Here is a 14,828-nt window from a genome sequence, read left to right as displayed (position 1 = left end):
TCTAAACAACCCCCGCAGGAATCGCTGTCGGCAGCTCTTTCGTACTGCTTAGTACACGGTCGATTAGGCCATAGTCCTTAGCCTCTTCTGGAGTCAGATAAAACATCCGATCGGTATCTTTATCTAGCTTTTCAGTAGATTGTCCAGTGTTAGCAGATAGGATATCAAGCTGAGCAGCTTTGTTGGCTAGCACTTCCTCGGCTCGAATCTGGATATCTGTTGCTTGTCCTTGCGCGCCAGAACGGGTCTGATTAAGGACAATGGTGGCATGAGGTAGGCTCGCTCTAGACCCTTTTGCGCCTGATGAGAGAATCATCGCGGCTGTACCCATTGCCTGACCTAGGCAGATAGTGTGTACAGGTGGCTTGATATATTTGAGCGTGTCGCAAATAGCAAAAGCTTCAGTTTCAAAGCCAACAGCATCACCGGTGTACCAGGAGGTCCCGGTTGAGTTTATGTAAAAGTAAATGGGCTTTTCAGGGTCGTCAAATTCTAAATACAGTAGCTGCGCAATAATCAGCTTGGTAACGTCTACACCCATTTGACGCTTGAAATCATCAGAAGAAACTAGCGGCGTACCCAAGTAGACGATGCGCTCTTTTAGCAGCAGCGATTGTAGATCAGGTGGGGGTGTCCGATAGGCTGCACTTCCTCCACCGTAGGGAGCTTGAACGGCCTTGATAGAAGAACTCATAGGAACTTGCGCTTGCAGTAACTTTTACTTTTCGACATCTAAAATATCTGCATACTATAGTAGCTCGCTAGTGGGCGGGGTGCGGTGGCACTGATTTGCGCGTTTAAGGCGGATAACCCTACCTTTGGCAGGATGAATCAGGAGCGATAGAAGGCTGAGTCTAGTAAGTGGAGTGAGTAGCCAATCAGATGGCGGAGTACCGTTGGCGATCGCCCACACCCAATTCACTGATTCCGAAATATCGAAGCTAGAAGTTGATGCTATTTGAGTTATTTGGTCAATTCTGAGGATGAGCGACGTGTCGGTTAGGAGAGTAAAACAATGAAGGTAGATTTTCAGTGTGCGCTGAGTGATGCTCATCTTTCAATTGATCAAGCGAGCAGTCAGCGTCAGCTGTCGGTCTCTGTGGCAGCCAAAGGCGGAGGCGTTTCTGCGCCGCTGAATGTCTGTTTTGTCCTGGACCGCAGCGGGTCGATGATGGGAACTCCTTTGCAAACGGTCAAGCAAGCCGCGAGCCGAATTGTCGATCGATTAAGCAATCGAGATCGCATTTCCATTATTGCCTTCGATCACAAAGCCGAGGTCTTAATCTCCAACGAGCTAGCAAGCGATCCGCAGGCTATCAAAAGGCGAATCAATAGCCTGCGAGCAGGGGGCGGCACCTGCATTGACGATGGCCTAAAAGCCGGTATCGAACAGCTCGCTTCAGGCAAAGAGGGCTATATCTCTCAGCTGCTGCTGCTAACTGATGGTGAGAATGAGCACGGCGATAATTCTAGAGCAATTAAGCTGGCTGACGTGGCGATTGGCTACAACTTGACAGTCAATACGCTGGGCTTTGGCGATCACTGGAACCAAGATGTTTTAGAGCAAATCGCGGATGCAGGGGGCGGGTCGCTTAGCTATATCGAACATGCTGAAGAGGCGATCGCCACTTTTGGCCGTCTGTTCACTCGAATGCAGTCTGTTAGCCTGACCAACGCCTTCTTGAATTTGGAGCTTTTGTCTGGTACCCGTCTAGCAGATCTAAAACCCGTTGCTCAAGTTGCGCCTGAAACCGTAGAACTGAGCGCTAATACTCAAGCGGACCTCGCTGTGATTAGAATTGGCGATCTGATGATCGATGAACCGAGAGTAATTCTGCTAACAATGTATATTCCTCAGTTAGCAGAAGGATCGGCGCCGATTGCCAAAGTTCAAGTGACCTATGACGATCCAGCCTTCGACTTAACCGCTCAGGCGACGGAGACACAAACAGTTAGCGTCCTAGCTCAATCTGCCTACACCCCTGCTACAAACCCAGACGTGCAGCGGCATATTCTGGCGCTGGCCAAATACAGACAGACCCAAATCGCAGAAGACAAGTTGAAATCGGGCGATCGCACAGGCGCAGTCACGATGCTTCAGTCAGCGGCGAACACGGCTATTCAGATGGGTGACAAAAACGCGGCTACCGTGCTGCAAAGGAACGCGACTCAGCTGCAGGAAGGAAAGGATTTATCGGAGAGCGATCGTAAGAAAACTCGCATTGCTTCCAAAACTCAGCTTCAGTAATCTCCAATAATTGCACTCCAATGATTGCAACTCCAATGATTGCAATAGAGCAGCTAGACCATCTAGTTCTGACCGTTGCCGACATCAGCATCACCTGTCAGTTTTACCAGTCAGTGCTTGGCTGTAAAGTCATTCACTTTACAACCGGCAGCGGTGATAATCGATGCGCTCTTAGTATCGGTAACCATCAGAAGATTAATCTGCATTCTGCTGGAAGTCCGCTTCAGCCTGCTGCTCGCTATCCTCAGCCTGGCTCTGCTGATCTGTGCTTTTTGACCCAGACGCCACTTTCCCAAGTTGTGGAACATCTGCAATCTTGTTCAATTTCAATCATTTCAGGCCCCATTCGGCGAACAGGAACGCTTGGTCCTATTCTATCTGTATACATTCGCGACCCAGACGATAACCTGATCGAGATCGCAAATGTCATAGAATAGCGCTCCTTACCCAGCTTCAGAAATGCAAATTCAGCTTGAGCCATTTTCAGTACACAAGCGTGTACCGCTCACTATCAGCCGGGGAACAAACGCGGGATCAACCAACCTTTGGGTCAAAGTCAGTGCCGAGGGAGTAGAAGGTTGGGGCGAAGCTTCTCCTTTTTCAATTGGCGACAAGACTCAAACGACTGAGGCTATCACTCATGACCTTCAGACGCTATCAGCTAAGTTGTCAGGGTTTCATCCGCTGCAGCGGCAGCAGATTGAGTCGACATGCGATGATTTGGCAGTTTGTTCGGCGGCTAGAGCAGCAGTGGATGTAGCGCTACATGACTGGTTGGGGAAAAAGACCAATCTCCCGCTATGGCAACTGTGGGGACTAGACCCAAGTTTCATCACCCCTACCGCTGTTACCGTTGGTATCAGTTCTCCAGAAGATGCCGCAAAGCGCCTGCGCCAGTGGTGCGAGCAGCAAACCGTTGCCTCTGTCAAAGTCAAACTAGGATCTCCAGCCGGTATCGCTGCAGATCAAGCGATGTTTGAGGCCCTTTTACCTGAAGTGCCTCAAGGTGCAAAAATCAGTATCGATGCCAATGGTGGCTGGCGTTTGACGGATGCGTTAACAATGTCTAGCTGGCTGGCTGATCGCGCAGTGATCTATCTAGAGCAGCCGTTACCAGTTGCCCATGACGGTCTTCTCCCGGCCTTGAAAGCTCAATCACCGCTGCCGATCTTTATTGATGAAAGCTGCTTTGACAGTGCCGATATTCATCGTTTGGCACACTGCATTGACGGCATAAATATTAAGCTAATGAAGTCCGGTGGCCTAAGTGAAGCTCGGCGGATGATTCATACCGCAAAAGCCTGTGGGCTTCAGGTGATGTTTGGCTGTTATTCAGATAGTGCGATCTCGAATACTGCCCTCTCTCATCTGGCACCGCTAGCCAATCACCTCGATCTTGACAGCCATTTTAATCTTAAAGACGACCCGTTCTCTGGCGCCCAGCTAAACAACGGCGTTCTCATGCCCAATTCGCGACCTGGACTAGGACTCTCTCGCCATGCTTACTGCTGATGATCGCATTGCTATCTTGCTGCATAATGGCCTCGCAGGCAGTAAGGGCAAAACAGGCGTTTCCTTACTGCGCTATAGCCGCAACGAAATCGTTGCTGTCATCGATGAAACGGCCGTAAGTCAATCGGTTAAAGAGCTAACTGGCGTCGATCGTCAGGTTCCTGTGGTTGCCTCTGTTCAAGCCGCTTTGGCTCTTAACCCTACCGTTCTAGCGATTGGACTAGCGCCTTCTGGGGGCAGATTACCTGATCCTTGGTACGCAGAAGTCAAGCAGGCTGTAAGCGCCGGACTCTCTGTAATGAATGGCTTGCATACTCAGATGAATGCAGACCGTGAAATTTCATCGCAGATTCGGCCTGGCCGGTGGGTGTGGGATATTCGCCAAGAGCCAGAAGGATTAGAGGTCGGCAGTGGAAAAGCGAGACTGTTGGAGTGCGATCGCGTTCTCACGGTCGGTACAGATATGTCGGTCGGTAAAATGTCTACTAGTCTCGAACTTACCCGTGCTGCTAGCGCTAAGGGATTGCGCGCTAAACTCATCGCCACTGGTCAAACAGGGCTAATGCTAGGTGAAGCCGGTGTTGCTTTGGATGCTATCCGAGTAGACTATGCCGCTGGAGCGGTCGAACAAGCCGTCATTCGTAATTCTCAAGAGCAGGATATTCTTTTCATCGAAGGGCAAGGGTCGCTGTTGAATCCTGGCTCTACAGCGACGCTACCTCTTATGAGAGGAGCTCAACCAACTGCCTTAATTCTGGTTCACAAAGCTGGTATGACCCATATTCAGCACTTTCCAGATTTCAAGATTCCCTCGCTTTCGCAAGTCATCGCCTTGTACGAGAGCGCTGTCTGGGCAGGCGGTACTTTTGCAAAGACGCCAGTTGCCGGGATTGCTCTGAACACTTTCGGACTAGGTGAGACAGCAGCTTTGGATGTGATTAAAGAAGTTTCTGACGAAACTGGACTACCCTGCGCTGACGTTGTTCGATTTGGTGGGACGGACTTACTCGATAGCGTTGTTGAGCGATAAGACTCTCTTTAGAGCAATTCTTTAAAGCTAAATAAGAATCTCTTCCTCTTTGTATATCTCTAAACTGTATAGCCCTAAACTGTATAGCCCTAAACTTATCTAGGTTTCTTTAGTCGGTAGGTGATTCGCCCCTTTGTTAGATCATAAGGCGTGAGTTCTACCTTGACGCGATCGCCCGGCAGAATTTTGATATAGTTTCGACGAATCTTTCCAGAGATATGGGCTAAGACATTGAACCCATTATCTAAGTCGACTCGAAACATAGCGTTAGGCAACGATTCAGTAATCGTCCCTTCCATTTCAATTAGATCTTGTTTAGACAAACCAACAGTTCCTCAGTGAATGAATTGTCAGCATAAACTGACTATATTTATGCCACAAGCGTAGCAAATTCCAATAGAAACATAGAATACAACCTACAGAGTATGGCTAATATTTCTTCGCTAACCCCTTTCTTTCGAAGGCATTACTAGTTAGCTCCAGATATTAGTGAACTCTAAATGGTCAGCAGATGATCAGCTTTCTACGATCTTCGTTAGCTCATCAGTTACTAGACTTAGCTCCTGGTTCCCGTTAACTGACTGTAGTTGATTCCTACCGTCGTATAGCGCAATCAAGGGTTCGGTTTGCTCTCGATAAACTTCTAAACGATTTCGAATGACGTCTTCTTTATCGTCGACCCGCCCTCGGTCTAGCAAACGCTCCACAAGCACGTCGTCTGGGACTTCTAGATTGATAACAACATCACAGCTCTGACCAATTTCTTCTAGTAGCGCATTCAAAAATTCTGCCTGTTCCACATTGCGCGGAAAACCATCCAATAGCCAGCCGTTGGCTGTATCTTCTTTGCTCAAACGCTCTCGAATCAGGCCCAAGATCAAGTCGTCTGGTACTAATTCACCTGCTTTCATGAACCCTTCAGCCTTCAGCCCTAGGTCAGTTTTCTCCTTGACTGCGGCCCGCAAGATATCACCGGTTGATATGTGAGGAACGTCGTAACTTTGGCAAAGCATCTGTGCCTGAGTGCCTTTGCCGGCACCCGGTGGCCCTAAGAAAATTAAACGTGTCATTACTGCTTCACCATTCCTTCGTAACGCTGAGAAATCACATAGGTCTGAATTTGCTTAGCGGTGTCAATAGCCACGCCCACTAGAATCAACAAAGAAGTCGCACCAAACCCTTGAAATGTCTGTACCCTGGTTGCACTCTCAACTAAGCTCGGGACTACAGCCACGAGTCCTAAAAAGATTGCCCCCAAAAAAGTCAATCGATTCAAAACCTTACTAATGTAGTTAGTTGTTGCTCTGCCCGGCCGGATACCTGGAATGCTAGCGCCCATCTTCTTCAAGTTTCTAGACATATCTTCAGGATTGACTACCAAAGACGCATAGAAGTAGCTAAAGAAAACAATCATCACTAGATACACCAAGATGTATAGCGGAGAGGTGGCTCTAAAGTTAGCGTTCATGAATCTCGCAAACGCTTCACTTGGAATATATTGAACCAGTGAAATTGGAATAATCAGCATTGAAGAGGCAAAGATAATTGGCATAACCCCACCTTGGTTCAATCTTAGGGGCAAGTAATTGCTCTTCTCTAGGTATAGCTTTCGGCCTACCTGACGTCTGGCTGAAACGATAGGAATTCGACGCGTACCTTCTTGTACGAAAACGATGCCAATAATCGTTGCAATGAAAACTAAGAATAAGATGACAATGCCGCCGATTGTGGAGCGATCGCCAGTCTGGGCAAGATCTACCGTCTCGCCGAGTACCCGAGGTAGCGAAGAGACAATGTTCAAAAAGATCAGCAGTGAGGCACCGTTCCCTAGGCCACGTTCAGTAATCAGTTCACCTACCCACATGACGAACATCGAACCTGCTGTCAGGGCAATTACCGTCTCAATTACAAATGGCACGCCAAAGTCATAGGCAAAGTCCCTGAGCAGAAAACACGAAAGCATAGTGCTTTGCACAATGGTCCAGCCAAAGGCAACATAGCGTGTCACCTGCGAAATTTTTCTGCGGCCAGCTTCGCCTTCGTTTTTCTGTAGATCCTCAAGCGCCGGGATGGCTGCTGTTAGCAGCTGCATAATAATCGATGCGTTGATGAAGGGCAAAATCCCCAAGGCGAAAATACCCACCAGAGATAATCCACCGCCGCCAATGATATCTAGAAACCCCAGAACACCTCCGGCTCCGCCACCCTGAACAAAATTAGAGAATGCCGCTCGATCAATACCGGGCACTGGAATATAAATGCCTAGTCTAACTAGAACCAAAAGACCGATAGTAACGAGCAAACGACTGCGCAACCCTGCGGCTTGCGCCATTTGCAAAAACGTTTCTTGAGCGCTAGGCGACCTGCCTTGACTGACAACCATAGTTTTAAAGAGCGAAAGAAAGTAGCTGGAGATCGGTAAGAATGTGAGCTTGCGTATCTCTTATTTGAATCAACTGGTTAAAGCAACACGCGCTCAATAAAGTCTCTCTATATTTAGTATCTCTATCTAATAATAAAGGGAGCAGGGTGTAACAGCGAATAGATAGCCAGCATTTAAGCTAACTATTCACGCCGTCCGTTCCTACTCCCTCAAGGATTTTGGCGAGCTAAACAATCTCGCAGCTACCACCTGCAGCCTCAATCTTTGCCTTCGCAGACTTGGTGAAGGCGGCTGCTTTCACGTTCAGTGCGGTCGAAATCTCACCATCACCCAATACCTTTAGCGGCCCGTCATTAGAAGTAATGACGCCAGCTTCCATTAGAGACGCTAGGGTGACTTCACCTGTGGGCAAGTCAGCCAGTCCCTTCACGTTGATAATGGTGAACACATCCTGGTTCACAGTTGTAAAGTGTTTTAGCTTAGGAACTCGGCGATACAGTGGCATCTGACCACCTTCAAAGCCAGGTCGAGTACCGCTACCGGAACGAGACTTTTGGCCGCGCATCCCAAAACCACAGCTAGCTCCCTGGCCCGCCGAAATACCTCTTCCCTTGCGATTGCGGCGCTTTTTCGAGCCCGCTTTAGGCCTTGCATCATCTAGTCTCATTTCATAGTCTCCAGGTTAATGTCCGTTTGAGAAAGGCGGCTAGGCATATAGCTTTTCAACAGGAATTCCACGCTCTTCGGCAACACCGGATAGAGTTCTAAGGGAGCTGATAGCAGCGGCTGCGGCTCTAGCGTTGTTTAAAGGATTATCAGAGCCTAGTTGCTTGGCTAGAATATTGCGAACGCCTGCAAGTTCTAACACGATGCGGACGGCGCCACCGGCAATTACACCCGTACCTGGTGCTGCTGGGCGCATAAAAACGCGAGCTCCCCCAGCCCGACCCGTCATCGGATGAGGAATAGAGTAAGCCTTATTTAAGGGCACCTCTACCAAATGCTTTTTACCATCGGCAACGCCTTTTTTCACTGCGCCAATAACGTCGCTGGCTTTACCCACACCAACACCGACTTGACCTTTCTCATTGCCGACAACCACGATGGCTCGGAAGCTAAGTTTTTTACCACCTTTGACGACCTTCGTGACCCGCCTAATTTGAACGACGCGCTCTTTCCACTCAGAATCTTTCTCTCGGTTCTTATTTTTTTTGTTGCGACGATTGTCTCTGTTATCTGCCATGTTTTTAGCCTATTTAGAATTTCAGCCCTGCTTCACGGGCCGCATCAGCCAAAGCAGCCACTCGACCATGATAGAGCTTACCGCCTCGGTCAAAGACTACTTGAGAAATATCCTTAGCGATCGCCCGCTCTGCAATTAACTTGCCAACTGTACTTGCAGCGTCTTTGTTTGACCCAGAGGAGGTACCAGCATCTTTATCTAGAGTCGATGCTGATGCTAGTGTCTGATGCTCCGTATCATCAATGATCTGTGCGTAGATATGCTGATTGGATCGAAAGATAGCAAGTCTTGGACGCTCAGATGTTCCTTTTACCCGGCGACGAACGCGCGAGTGGCGACGGCGGGTAGATTCTCGACGTGTTGTTTTCATGGGATGGGTGCTTTATCTTTTAGCGACTACCTTTTGCCTGTACCGGGCTGCTGATTATCAAAATTTGTCTGTAATTTTTACTTACCAGGTTATTTACCAGCCTTGCCAGCTTTGCGCCTGATCTGTTCGCCTGCATATCGAACCCCTTTGCCTTTGTAGGGTTCGGGTGGACGTGCGGCACGCACTTTTGCTGCTGTATTCCCAACGATCTCCTTATCGATTCCAGTGACGGTAACGTTTGTGTTCTTCTCAACTGCAAACGTAATCCCGCTAGGTGGATCGAATTCAATCGGGTGGCTATAGCCAAGTGCCATTACTAGCTTCTGCCCTTGAAGGGAAGCTCTGTATCCTACCCCTTGAATCTCTAGCTTTTTCTCGTAGCCTTTTGAAACGCCTTCCACCATATTGGCAACCAAGGTACGAACTAAGCCATGCCGCTGTCTAGCGTTACGAGATTCGTTTACACGAGTGACCACCACCTCTTCGCCGGTTTGTTCAATCGCAATCTCAGGCGGAAACTCGCGAGAGAGCTCACCTTTAGAACCCTTAGCGGTTAACATCTGGCCGTCAATCGTGACTGTCACTCCTTTTGGGATTGGCACAGGTTGTTTGCCAATTCTAGACATTTCAATTCTCCTGTTTAGAGGGGTGCATGTGTGGGTAAAGAATTAATAGATATAGCAAAGAACTTCTCCACCAATCCCCTGGCGGCGGGCGTCGCGATCGGTCATGACGCCACTAGAGGTTGAGATGATAGCAATGCCAATGCCGCCAAGAACTCTAGGCAGTTCTTTTCGGTTAGAATATACTCGCAAACCGGGTTTGCTCACCCGTGAAAGCTTGGTAATAATAGGCTGACGAGTTTTACCTTTGTACTTCAAGGTAATAGTGATCTTGCGATCAATACCTTCGCCGCCATCTAGTGAGTCGGCAATGAAACCTTCTTCTTTCAGTACAGTGGCAATACTGCGAGTCATTTTGGTCGATGGAATATCGACAGTTTGATGCCGCGCAAGGGTAGCATTCCGAATGCGCGTCAGCATATCTGAAATCGTGTCGTTAGACGCCATAATCCTCTTTTTTGCTTCTGCTTCAGTTATCTCGGAAGGGCATGCCCAGTTCCTTGAGAAGGGCACGCCCTTCTTCATCGGAAGTCGCGGTAGTGACAATAGTGATGTCCATACCGCGAATCTGGTCAACGCTGTCGTAGTCAACCTCTGGGAAGATAAGCTGCTCTCGCAGACCCAGGGTGTAGTTGCCTCTGCCATCAAAGCTGCGAGGGCTAACGCCTCTAAAGTCTCTAATCCGTGGCAAAGTCAAATTGATCAATCGGTTGGTAAAGGCGTACATACGATCCGCGCGTAGGGTAACCTTGACGCCTACTGGCATGCCTTCGCGAATCTTAAAGCCAGCGATCGCTTTCTTTGCCCGCGTGACCACAGGACGCTGTCCAGTAATCACTGCTAGTTCATTAATAGACGACTCCAATGCTTTCGCATTTTGAGAGGCTTCGCCCAGACCACGGTTGACGGTGACTTTAGCAAGCTTAGGAACCTGATGGGGATTAGTGTATCCAAACTGCTCTTTCAGTTTGGGTACTGCTTTATCCAGATAGAGTGTTTTTAGTGAATCGGCCATTGTGTCCTTTTGAAAATGTGTCCCTGGGCTTGGTCAGGGCATCGAGCTGAGATGAGTTTGGAAAACGTGACGATTAAGTTGGCTCTAAAACTTTGGTGGGCAACTTTGGTAGGCGTTATTCAAGGCAGAATTGTTCAAAACAGTATTGCTGAACTTAGCTGCGTTGTTTCCTACCTAGTTTTCTAGAACCTCGCCTGTCTTTTTCAGTGTACGAACCTTCCGACCATCATCGTTGATAGTGTAGGCTACGCGGCTAGCTACCTTTTGCTTGGTGGAATACAGCATGACATTAGAGCTATGAATCGGAAACTCTTTAGTAAGAATTTGACCTGACTCACCTTCTGCTTGGGGCTTTACGTGCTTGGTACGCATATTGGCACCCTGTACGATCACCTGAGAAGTTTTGGCGTTGACAGCGACTACTTCGCCGACTTTACCTTTGTCTTTACCCGCAATTACTTGAACCGTATCACCGGTACGAACGTGCATCTTAAAACGCTTTCCGGCATTCTTATTTTTGATCACCATCTAAAGTACCTCCGGTGCTAGCGAGACAATTTTGGTAAAGCTTTTATCACGGAGTTCGCGAGCAACCGGACCAAACACGCGAGTTCCTCTGGGGTTACCGTCTTGGTTAATTAAAACAGCGGCATTGTCATCGAATCGAATGCTCATGCCGCTGGCCCGGCGAATACCTTTGCGGGTACGAACAACAACAGCCTTGACTACATCAGACTTCTTTACACCCATATTTGGCAGAGCGTCTTTGACCACCGCGACAATAATATCGCCTACGCCTGCGTACTGTTTACGACCGCCTAAAACGCGGATGCACATGAGCTTACGAGCGCCACTGTTGTCCGCCACGTTTAAAAAAGTTTCTTGCTGAATCATGGAATTATCCTCATTGCTTTGATTGAAGTTCTGCCTATAAATCAGAAGAACTGAGGATGTCAGCCACAACCCACCTTTTGTGGCGGCTCATGGGGCGAGTTTCGCTGATTTTGACGCGATCGCCTTCTTTACAGGTGTTGTTCTCATCGTGAGCCTTATAGCGCTGGGTCCGCACCATAATCTTGTCGTATTTTTTGTGCTGAACGCGGCTTTCTACCGCGACCACCACAGTCTTGTCCATTTTGTTACTGACTACTAAGCCAACTCTCTCTTTCGCTGCCATGATCTGCTATGCCTCTTCTACCATTTGAGCTGCTGCTTGTTCGGTTGCCGCAGAGCCTGTTAGCCGTCGTTCATTTTCGATGGTCATAAGCTGAGCCAGCTTTCGACGGTTGTGTTTAAACTGATGAAATCCAGTTTCTAGCTGACGCGTTGCCTTCTTAAATCGCAGGTCAAATAGCTCACGCTTAGTCTCCGCAATTGCAGCCGTAAGCTCTTCGTCACTCAGTGCTCGTAGTTCTTTAATCTTGATAAGTGCCACTTTTGCTTACCCCTCCTCACCTTCTTTAACAACGAACTTAGTCTTGAAGGGCAATTTGAAGGAGGCCAGACGCATCGCTTCTCTGGCAACTTCCTCCGAGACACCAGCAATCTCAAAAACAATCCGACCCGGCTTAATAACAGCCACCCAAAACTCAGGATTACCCTTACCTGAACCCATACGGGTCTCTGCTGCGCGCATTGTGACTGATTTATCCGGAAATACGCGAATCCAAATTTTACCGCCGCGCTTGATGTAACGAGTCATTGCTCGTCTAGCAGCTTCAATCTGACGAGAAGTCATCCAGCAGCACTCGGTAGCCTGCAGGGCAAATTGACCAAAGTTGATCTCATTACCTCGGTAAGCCATGCCTCGCATCTTGCCGCGATGCTGCTTTCTAAATTTTGTTCTTCTTGGGCTTAACATGGTGGGTCACAGTGGGAAAAGTAGCGGAAAGATTAGAGACAGTAGCCGTGGATTATCAGAACTTAAAGACGCATCAATAAAAAATGTCTTTCACTATCTTGGATTCTTTCTATCAATGGAAGGAAAGAAAAAGCAGCGTTATGAATCGTTAGAGCGATCTTCAAACTGCTGACGGCGACGGGGCTGACGGCGACGAGGCTGAGCCCTAGATTCTTCGGGCTGGCTCTCTTGCCCAGGAATGACTTCGCCTTTGAACACCCAGGTTTTCACACCTAGAATTCCATAGGTTGTCTGAGCGGTACGATAGGCATAGTCGATGTTGGCTCTAAGCGTATGGAGCGGTACTCTACCTTCACGTGTCCACTCAGTACGCGCGATTTCAGCTCCGTTCAATCGACCGCTAACTTGAATCTTGATGCCCTCAACGCCAGCTCTTTGAGCCCTTTGAATGGCCTGTCGAACCACCCGGCGAAAGGAGACTCGTCTTTCCAACTGCTGAGTGATGTACTCGCAAATTAATCCTGCGTCGGCATCAACTTTAGAAACTTCTACGACGTTGATGCGAATCTGGCGGCTATCATCTTTTATCTGCTTTTGCAGCCCAGATCGCAGTGATTCAATCCCAGCTCCACCCCTGCCTACAACCACACCAGGACGAGCAGTGCGAACTTCTAGATCAATTTGATCCGCTTTCCGCTCGATATGTACATCAGAGATCCCAGCATTTGCAAGATTTTTAATGACATACTCTCGGATGTTGTGATCTTCTTCGAGAAGCTCTGGATAACGGTTTTTATCGGCATACCAGCGGGAGCGATGCTCCTGAGTGATGCCAAGGCGAAGACCGATAGGGTGAATCTTCTGTCCCACTGATGTACTCCTTAAAAAACGGGTGAAAAGGTCTAAAAATTAAACGGTTTGAACGAGATAGAGTAGACAGACGAAAGCTCGTATCGCTTATGCTTCAGTGCCAGGGGCAACTGCGATCGCAATATGACAGGTTGGCTTCCGAATCTGATAGGCCCGGCCCTGAGCGCGAGGTCTAAATCGCTTCAGTACAGGGCCTTGATCCGCATATGCCTCACTGATGTAAAGGCTGACAGGATCGAGTCCGTTGTTGTGCTCGGCGTTCGCAACTGCTGAGCGCAACACTTTAAGAATAGGCTCACAAGACTTATAGGGCATGAACTCGAGCATGATTAGCGCTTCGCGGTACGAGCGACCTCGAATTTGATCGAGAACACGGCGAACCTTACGAGGTGACATGCGAACGAACTTAGCCGTTGCCTTTACCTGAGAATCTGAGTCAATATCAATCATTTGTAGTGTTTATCTCCAAAAGGACTCTATCGCCGAGCTTTTTTGTCGCTCTTGGCGTGGCCCCGAAAAGTTCGAGTCGGTGCAAACTCACCTAGCTTGTGCCCCACCATCTGCTCATTGATGAATACGGGCACATGCTGACGGCCATTGTGTACAGCTACAGTATGTCCAATAAACTGGGGAATAATTGTCGAAGAACGAGACCAGGTCTTGACAACCTGCTTCTCATTTCTTGCATTGAGCTTTTCGATTTTGGTGAGAAGGTGATCTGCCACAAATGGCCCCTTCTTGAGGGAACGAGACATGCTATTTACCTAAGAGATAAGACGATTAATAATACTTGGCGTTTATCAAGTGTTTATGCGTTACGACCACCGCGACCGCGCTTGGATGATCGTCGTCGCCGTCGCACAATCATCGCATCGCTGCCTTTCTTCTTCTTCCGAGTTTTGTAGCCTAGCGCGGGCTTTCCCCAAGGTGTCACAGGTCCACTACGACCAATGGGTGCACGGCCTTCACCCCCACCGTGTGGGTGGTCTACCGGGTTCATCACACTACCGCGAACCTCGGGCCGGCGGCCTGCCCAACGCTTGCGACCTGCTTTTCCCAAAGATAAGTTGCGATGTTCTACGTTGCCAACCTGTCCGATAGTGGCATAGCATTCACGGCGAATCATCCGCACCTCACTAGAAGGGAGCTTGAGGGTGACATAGCCACCTTCCTTGGCGACTAGCTGTGCGCCCGCACCGGCCGCACGAACCACCTGACCGCCTCGTCCTGGGACTAGTTCCACATTGTGAACAGTTGTTCCTAATGGAATACGATGTAGCGGCAGTGCATTACCCACCTCAAAAGGGGCATCTTCGCCAGAAACGATAGTTGCTCCAACCTCTAGTCCAATCGGATGTAGAATGTAGCGTTTTTCTCCATCTTCATAGTGAAGCAGAGATATCCGGGCGTTGCGGTTGGGGTCATATTCAATCGTTGCAACCTTAGCTGGAACGTTGAATTTATTACGCCTGAAATCAATCTCCCGATATAGACGCTTGTGGCCACCGCCGCGGTGACGACAGGTAATAACACCCCGGTTATTGCGCCCTTTAGGCCGATGAACTGAATATGTAAGAGACTTCTCAGGTTTGTCAGCAGTGACAGTAGAAAAGTCTGAAACGGTACGCTCGCGCGTTCCGGGTGTGAGTGGTCGATAAGAGCGAATGCCCATG

The 14,828-nt window shown here is 48.8% G+C and carries 24 protein-coding genes; 4 read left to right on the top strand and 20 right to left on the bottom strand.

What is annotated here, in order from left to right; all coding sequences use genetic code 11:
- Position 1 precedes the first annotated feature (1 nt).
- Complete coding sequence (locus S7335_RS02695; protein ID WP_006454154.1) at positions 2-694, bottom strand: ATP-dependent Clp protease proteolytic subunit; 693 nt, start codon at positions 692-694, stop codon at positions 2-4.
- A gap of 54 nt (positions 695-748) precedes the next feature.
- Entirely contained in the window at positions 749-922 is a 174-nt protein-coding gene (locus tag S7335_RS27640) for a hypothetical protein (protein ID WP_157620055.1), read from the bottom strand.
- Positions 923-1,015: 93 nt separating this feature from the next.
- On the opposite strand from S7335_RS27640, the gene S7335_RS02690 reads away from it, so the two are divergent.
- The 4 genes from S7335_RS02690 to S7335_RS02675 are packed head-to-tail and all read left to right on the top strand — an operon-like array spanning position 1,016 to position 4,790.
- The gene (locus S7335_RS02690) at positions 1,016-2,248 is read left to right on the top strand and encodes a VWA domain-containing protein (RefSeq protein ID WP_006453693.1); all 1,233 of its coding nucleotides are present in this window, start codon (positions 1,016-1,018) and stop codon (positions 2,246-2,248) included.
- Positions 2,249-2,268: 20 nt separating this feature from the next.
- Positions 2,269-2,685: a VOC family protein gene (locus S7335_RS02685; RefSeq protein WP_006456555.1), complete on the top strand. Its 417-nt coding sequence runs from the start codon at positions 2,269-2,271 to the stop codon at positions 2,683-2,685.
- Between the two features lie 22 nt (positions 2,686-2,707).
- On the top strand, positions 2,708-3,760 hold the full coding sequence (locus S7335_RS02680) for a dipeptide epimerase (RefSeq protein ID WP_006456495.1): 1,053 nt from the start codon (positions 2,708-2,710) through the stop codon (positions 3,758-3,760).
- A complete protein-coding gene (locus S7335_RS02675; protein WP_006453853.1) occupies positions 3,747-4,790 on the top strand; it encodes a DUF1611 domain-containing protein in 1,044 nt (347 codons plus the stop codon). Before S7335_RS02680 ends, S7335_RS02675 begins: the two co-directional genes overlap by 14 nt.
- 95 nt (positions 4,791-4,885) lie before the next feature.
- Here S7335_RS02675 and infA read toward each other — a convergent pair whose 3' ends face one another.
- From infA to rplB, 18 genes are all read right to left on the bottom strand, one after another.
- Positions 4,886-5,113: a translation initiation factor IF-1 gene (infA, locus tag S7335_RS02670; protein WP_006455294.1), complete on the bottom strand. Its 228-nt coding sequence runs from the start codon at positions 5,111-5,113 to the stop codon at positions 4,886-4,888.
- Positions 5,114-5,305: 192 nt separating this feature from the next.
- Positions 5,306-5,860, bottom strand: a complete 555-nt coding sequence (locus S7335_RS02665; protein WP_006455226.1) for an adenylate kinase — start codon at positions 5,858-5,860, stop codon at positions 5,306-5,308.
- Positions 5,860-7,173 carry a preprotein translocase subunit SecY gene (gene secY, locus S7335_RS02660; protein ID WP_006453956.1) on the bottom strand — a complete coding sequence of 438 codons (1,314 nt, stop codon included), beginning with the start codon at positions 7,171-7,173 and terminating at the stop codon, positions 5,860-5,862. Before secY ends, S7335_RS02665 begins: the two co-directional genes overlap by 1 nt.
- Positions 7,174-7,399: 226 nt before the next feature.
- Positions 7,400-7,840, bottom strand: a complete 441-nt coding sequence (gene rplO / locus S7335_RS02655) for a 50S ribosomal protein L15 (protein WP_006455397.1) — start codon at positions 7,838-7,840, stop codon at positions 7,400-7,402.
- A gap of 39 nt (positions 7,841-7,879) precedes the next feature.
- Complete coding sequence (gene rpsE, locus S7335_RS02650; protein WP_006457474.1) at positions 7,880-8,416, bottom strand: 30S ribosomal protein S5; 537 nt, start codon at positions 8,414-8,416, stop codon at positions 7,880-7,882.
- A 13-nt stretch (positions 8,417-8,429) separates the two neighbouring features.
- Positions 8,430-8,786 carry a 50S ribosomal protein L18 gene (gene rplR, locus S7335_RS02645; RefSeq protein WP_006454858.1) on the bottom strand — a complete coding sequence of 119 codons (357 nt, stop codon included), beginning with the start codon at positions 8,784-8,786 and terminating at the stop codon, positions 8,430-8,432.
- A gap of 89 nt (positions 8,787-8,875) precedes the next feature.
- A complete protein-coding gene (gene rplF / locus S7335_RS02640; protein WP_006456930.1) occupies positions 8,876-9,412 on the bottom strand; it encodes a 50S ribosomal protein L6 in 537 nt (178 codons plus the stop codon).
- Positions 9,413-9,454: 42 nt separating this feature from the next.
- Positions 9,455-9,856 carry a 30S ribosomal protein S8 gene (gene rpsH / locus S7335_RS02635; protein ID WP_006455427.1) on the bottom strand — a complete coding sequence of 134 codons (402 nt, stop codon included), beginning with the start codon at positions 9,854-9,856 and terminating at the stop codon, positions 9,455-9,457.
- A 22-nt stretch (positions 9,857-9,878) separates the two neighbouring features.
- Positions 9,879-10,424: a 50S ribosomal protein L5 gene (rplE, locus tag S7335_RS02630; protein WP_006454631.1), complete on the bottom strand. Its 546-nt coding sequence runs from the start codon at positions 10,422-10,424 to the stop codon at positions 9,879-9,881.
- A gap of 174 nt (positions 10,425-10,598) precedes the next feature.
- Entirely contained in the window at positions 10,599-10,952 is a 354-nt protein-coding gene (gene rplX, locus S7335_RS02625) for a 50S ribosomal protein L24 (RefSeq protein ID WP_038015498.1), read from the bottom strand.
- Complete coding sequence (gene rplN, locus S7335_RS02620) at positions 10,953-11,318, bottom strand: 50S ribosomal protein L14 (RefSeq protein ID WP_006457367.1); 366 nt, start codon at positions 11,316-11,318, stop codon at positions 10,953-10,955.
- Between the two features lie 34 nt (positions 11,319-11,352).
- Entirely contained in the window at positions 11,353-11,601 is a 249-nt protein-coding gene (rpsQ, locus tag S7335_RS02615; protein WP_006457043.1) for a 30S ribosomal protein S17, read from the bottom strand.
- A gap of 6 nt (positions 11,602-11,607) precedes the next feature.
- A complete protein-coding gene (rpmC, locus tag S7335_RS02610; RefSeq protein ID WP_006455452.1) occupies positions 11,608-11,859 on the bottom strand; it encodes a 50S ribosomal protein L29 in 252 nt (83 codons plus the stop codon).
- Between the two features lie 6 nt (positions 11,860-11,865).
- The gene (gene rplP, locus S7335_RS02605; protein ID WP_038015495.1) at positions 11,866-12,285 is read right to left on the bottom strand and encodes a 50S ribosomal protein L16; all 420 of its coding nucleotides are present in this window, start codon (positions 12,283-12,285) and stop codon (positions 11,866-11,868) included.
- A gap of 138 nt (positions 12,286-12,423) precedes the next feature.
- Positions 12,424-13,155 carry a 30S ribosomal protein S3 gene (gene rpsC / locus S7335_RS02600; protein ID WP_006457533.1) on the bottom strand — a complete coding sequence of 244 codons (732 nt, stop codon included), beginning with the start codon at positions 13,153-13,155 and terminating at the stop codon, positions 12,424-12,426.
- 87 nt (positions 13,156-13,242) lie between these two features.
- Complete coding sequence (gene rplV / locus S7335_RS02595) at positions 13,243-13,605, bottom strand: 50S ribosomal protein L22 (RefSeq protein ID WP_006455538.1); 363 nt, start codon at positions 13,603-13,605, stop codon at positions 13,243-13,245.
- A 26-nt stretch (positions 13,606-13,631) separates the two neighbouring features.
- Positions 13,632-13,910: a 30S ribosomal protein S19 gene (rpsS, locus tag S7335_RS02590; protein ID WP_038015492.1), complete on the bottom strand. Its 279-nt coding sequence runs from the start codon at positions 13,908-13,910 to the stop codon at positions 13,632-13,634.
- A gap of 53 nt (positions 13,911-13,963) precedes the next feature.
- On the bottom strand, positions 13,964-14,827 hold the full coding sequence (gene rplB / locus S7335_RS02585; RefSeq protein WP_006454128.1) for a 50S ribosomal protein L2: 864 nt from the start codon (positions 14,825-14,827) through the stop codon (positions 13,964-13,966).
- Between the last annotated feature and the right edge of the window lies 1 nt (position 14,828).

This window comes from Synechococcus sp. PCC 7335 (genome assembly GCF_000155595.1).
Lineage (GTDB): Bacteria > Cyanobacteriota > Cyanobacteriia > Phormidesmidales > Phormidesmidaceae > Phormidesmis.
The sequence above is the reverse complement of the archived record's forward strand: the minus strand, read 5'-3'. Positions and strand labels throughout refer to the sequence as shown.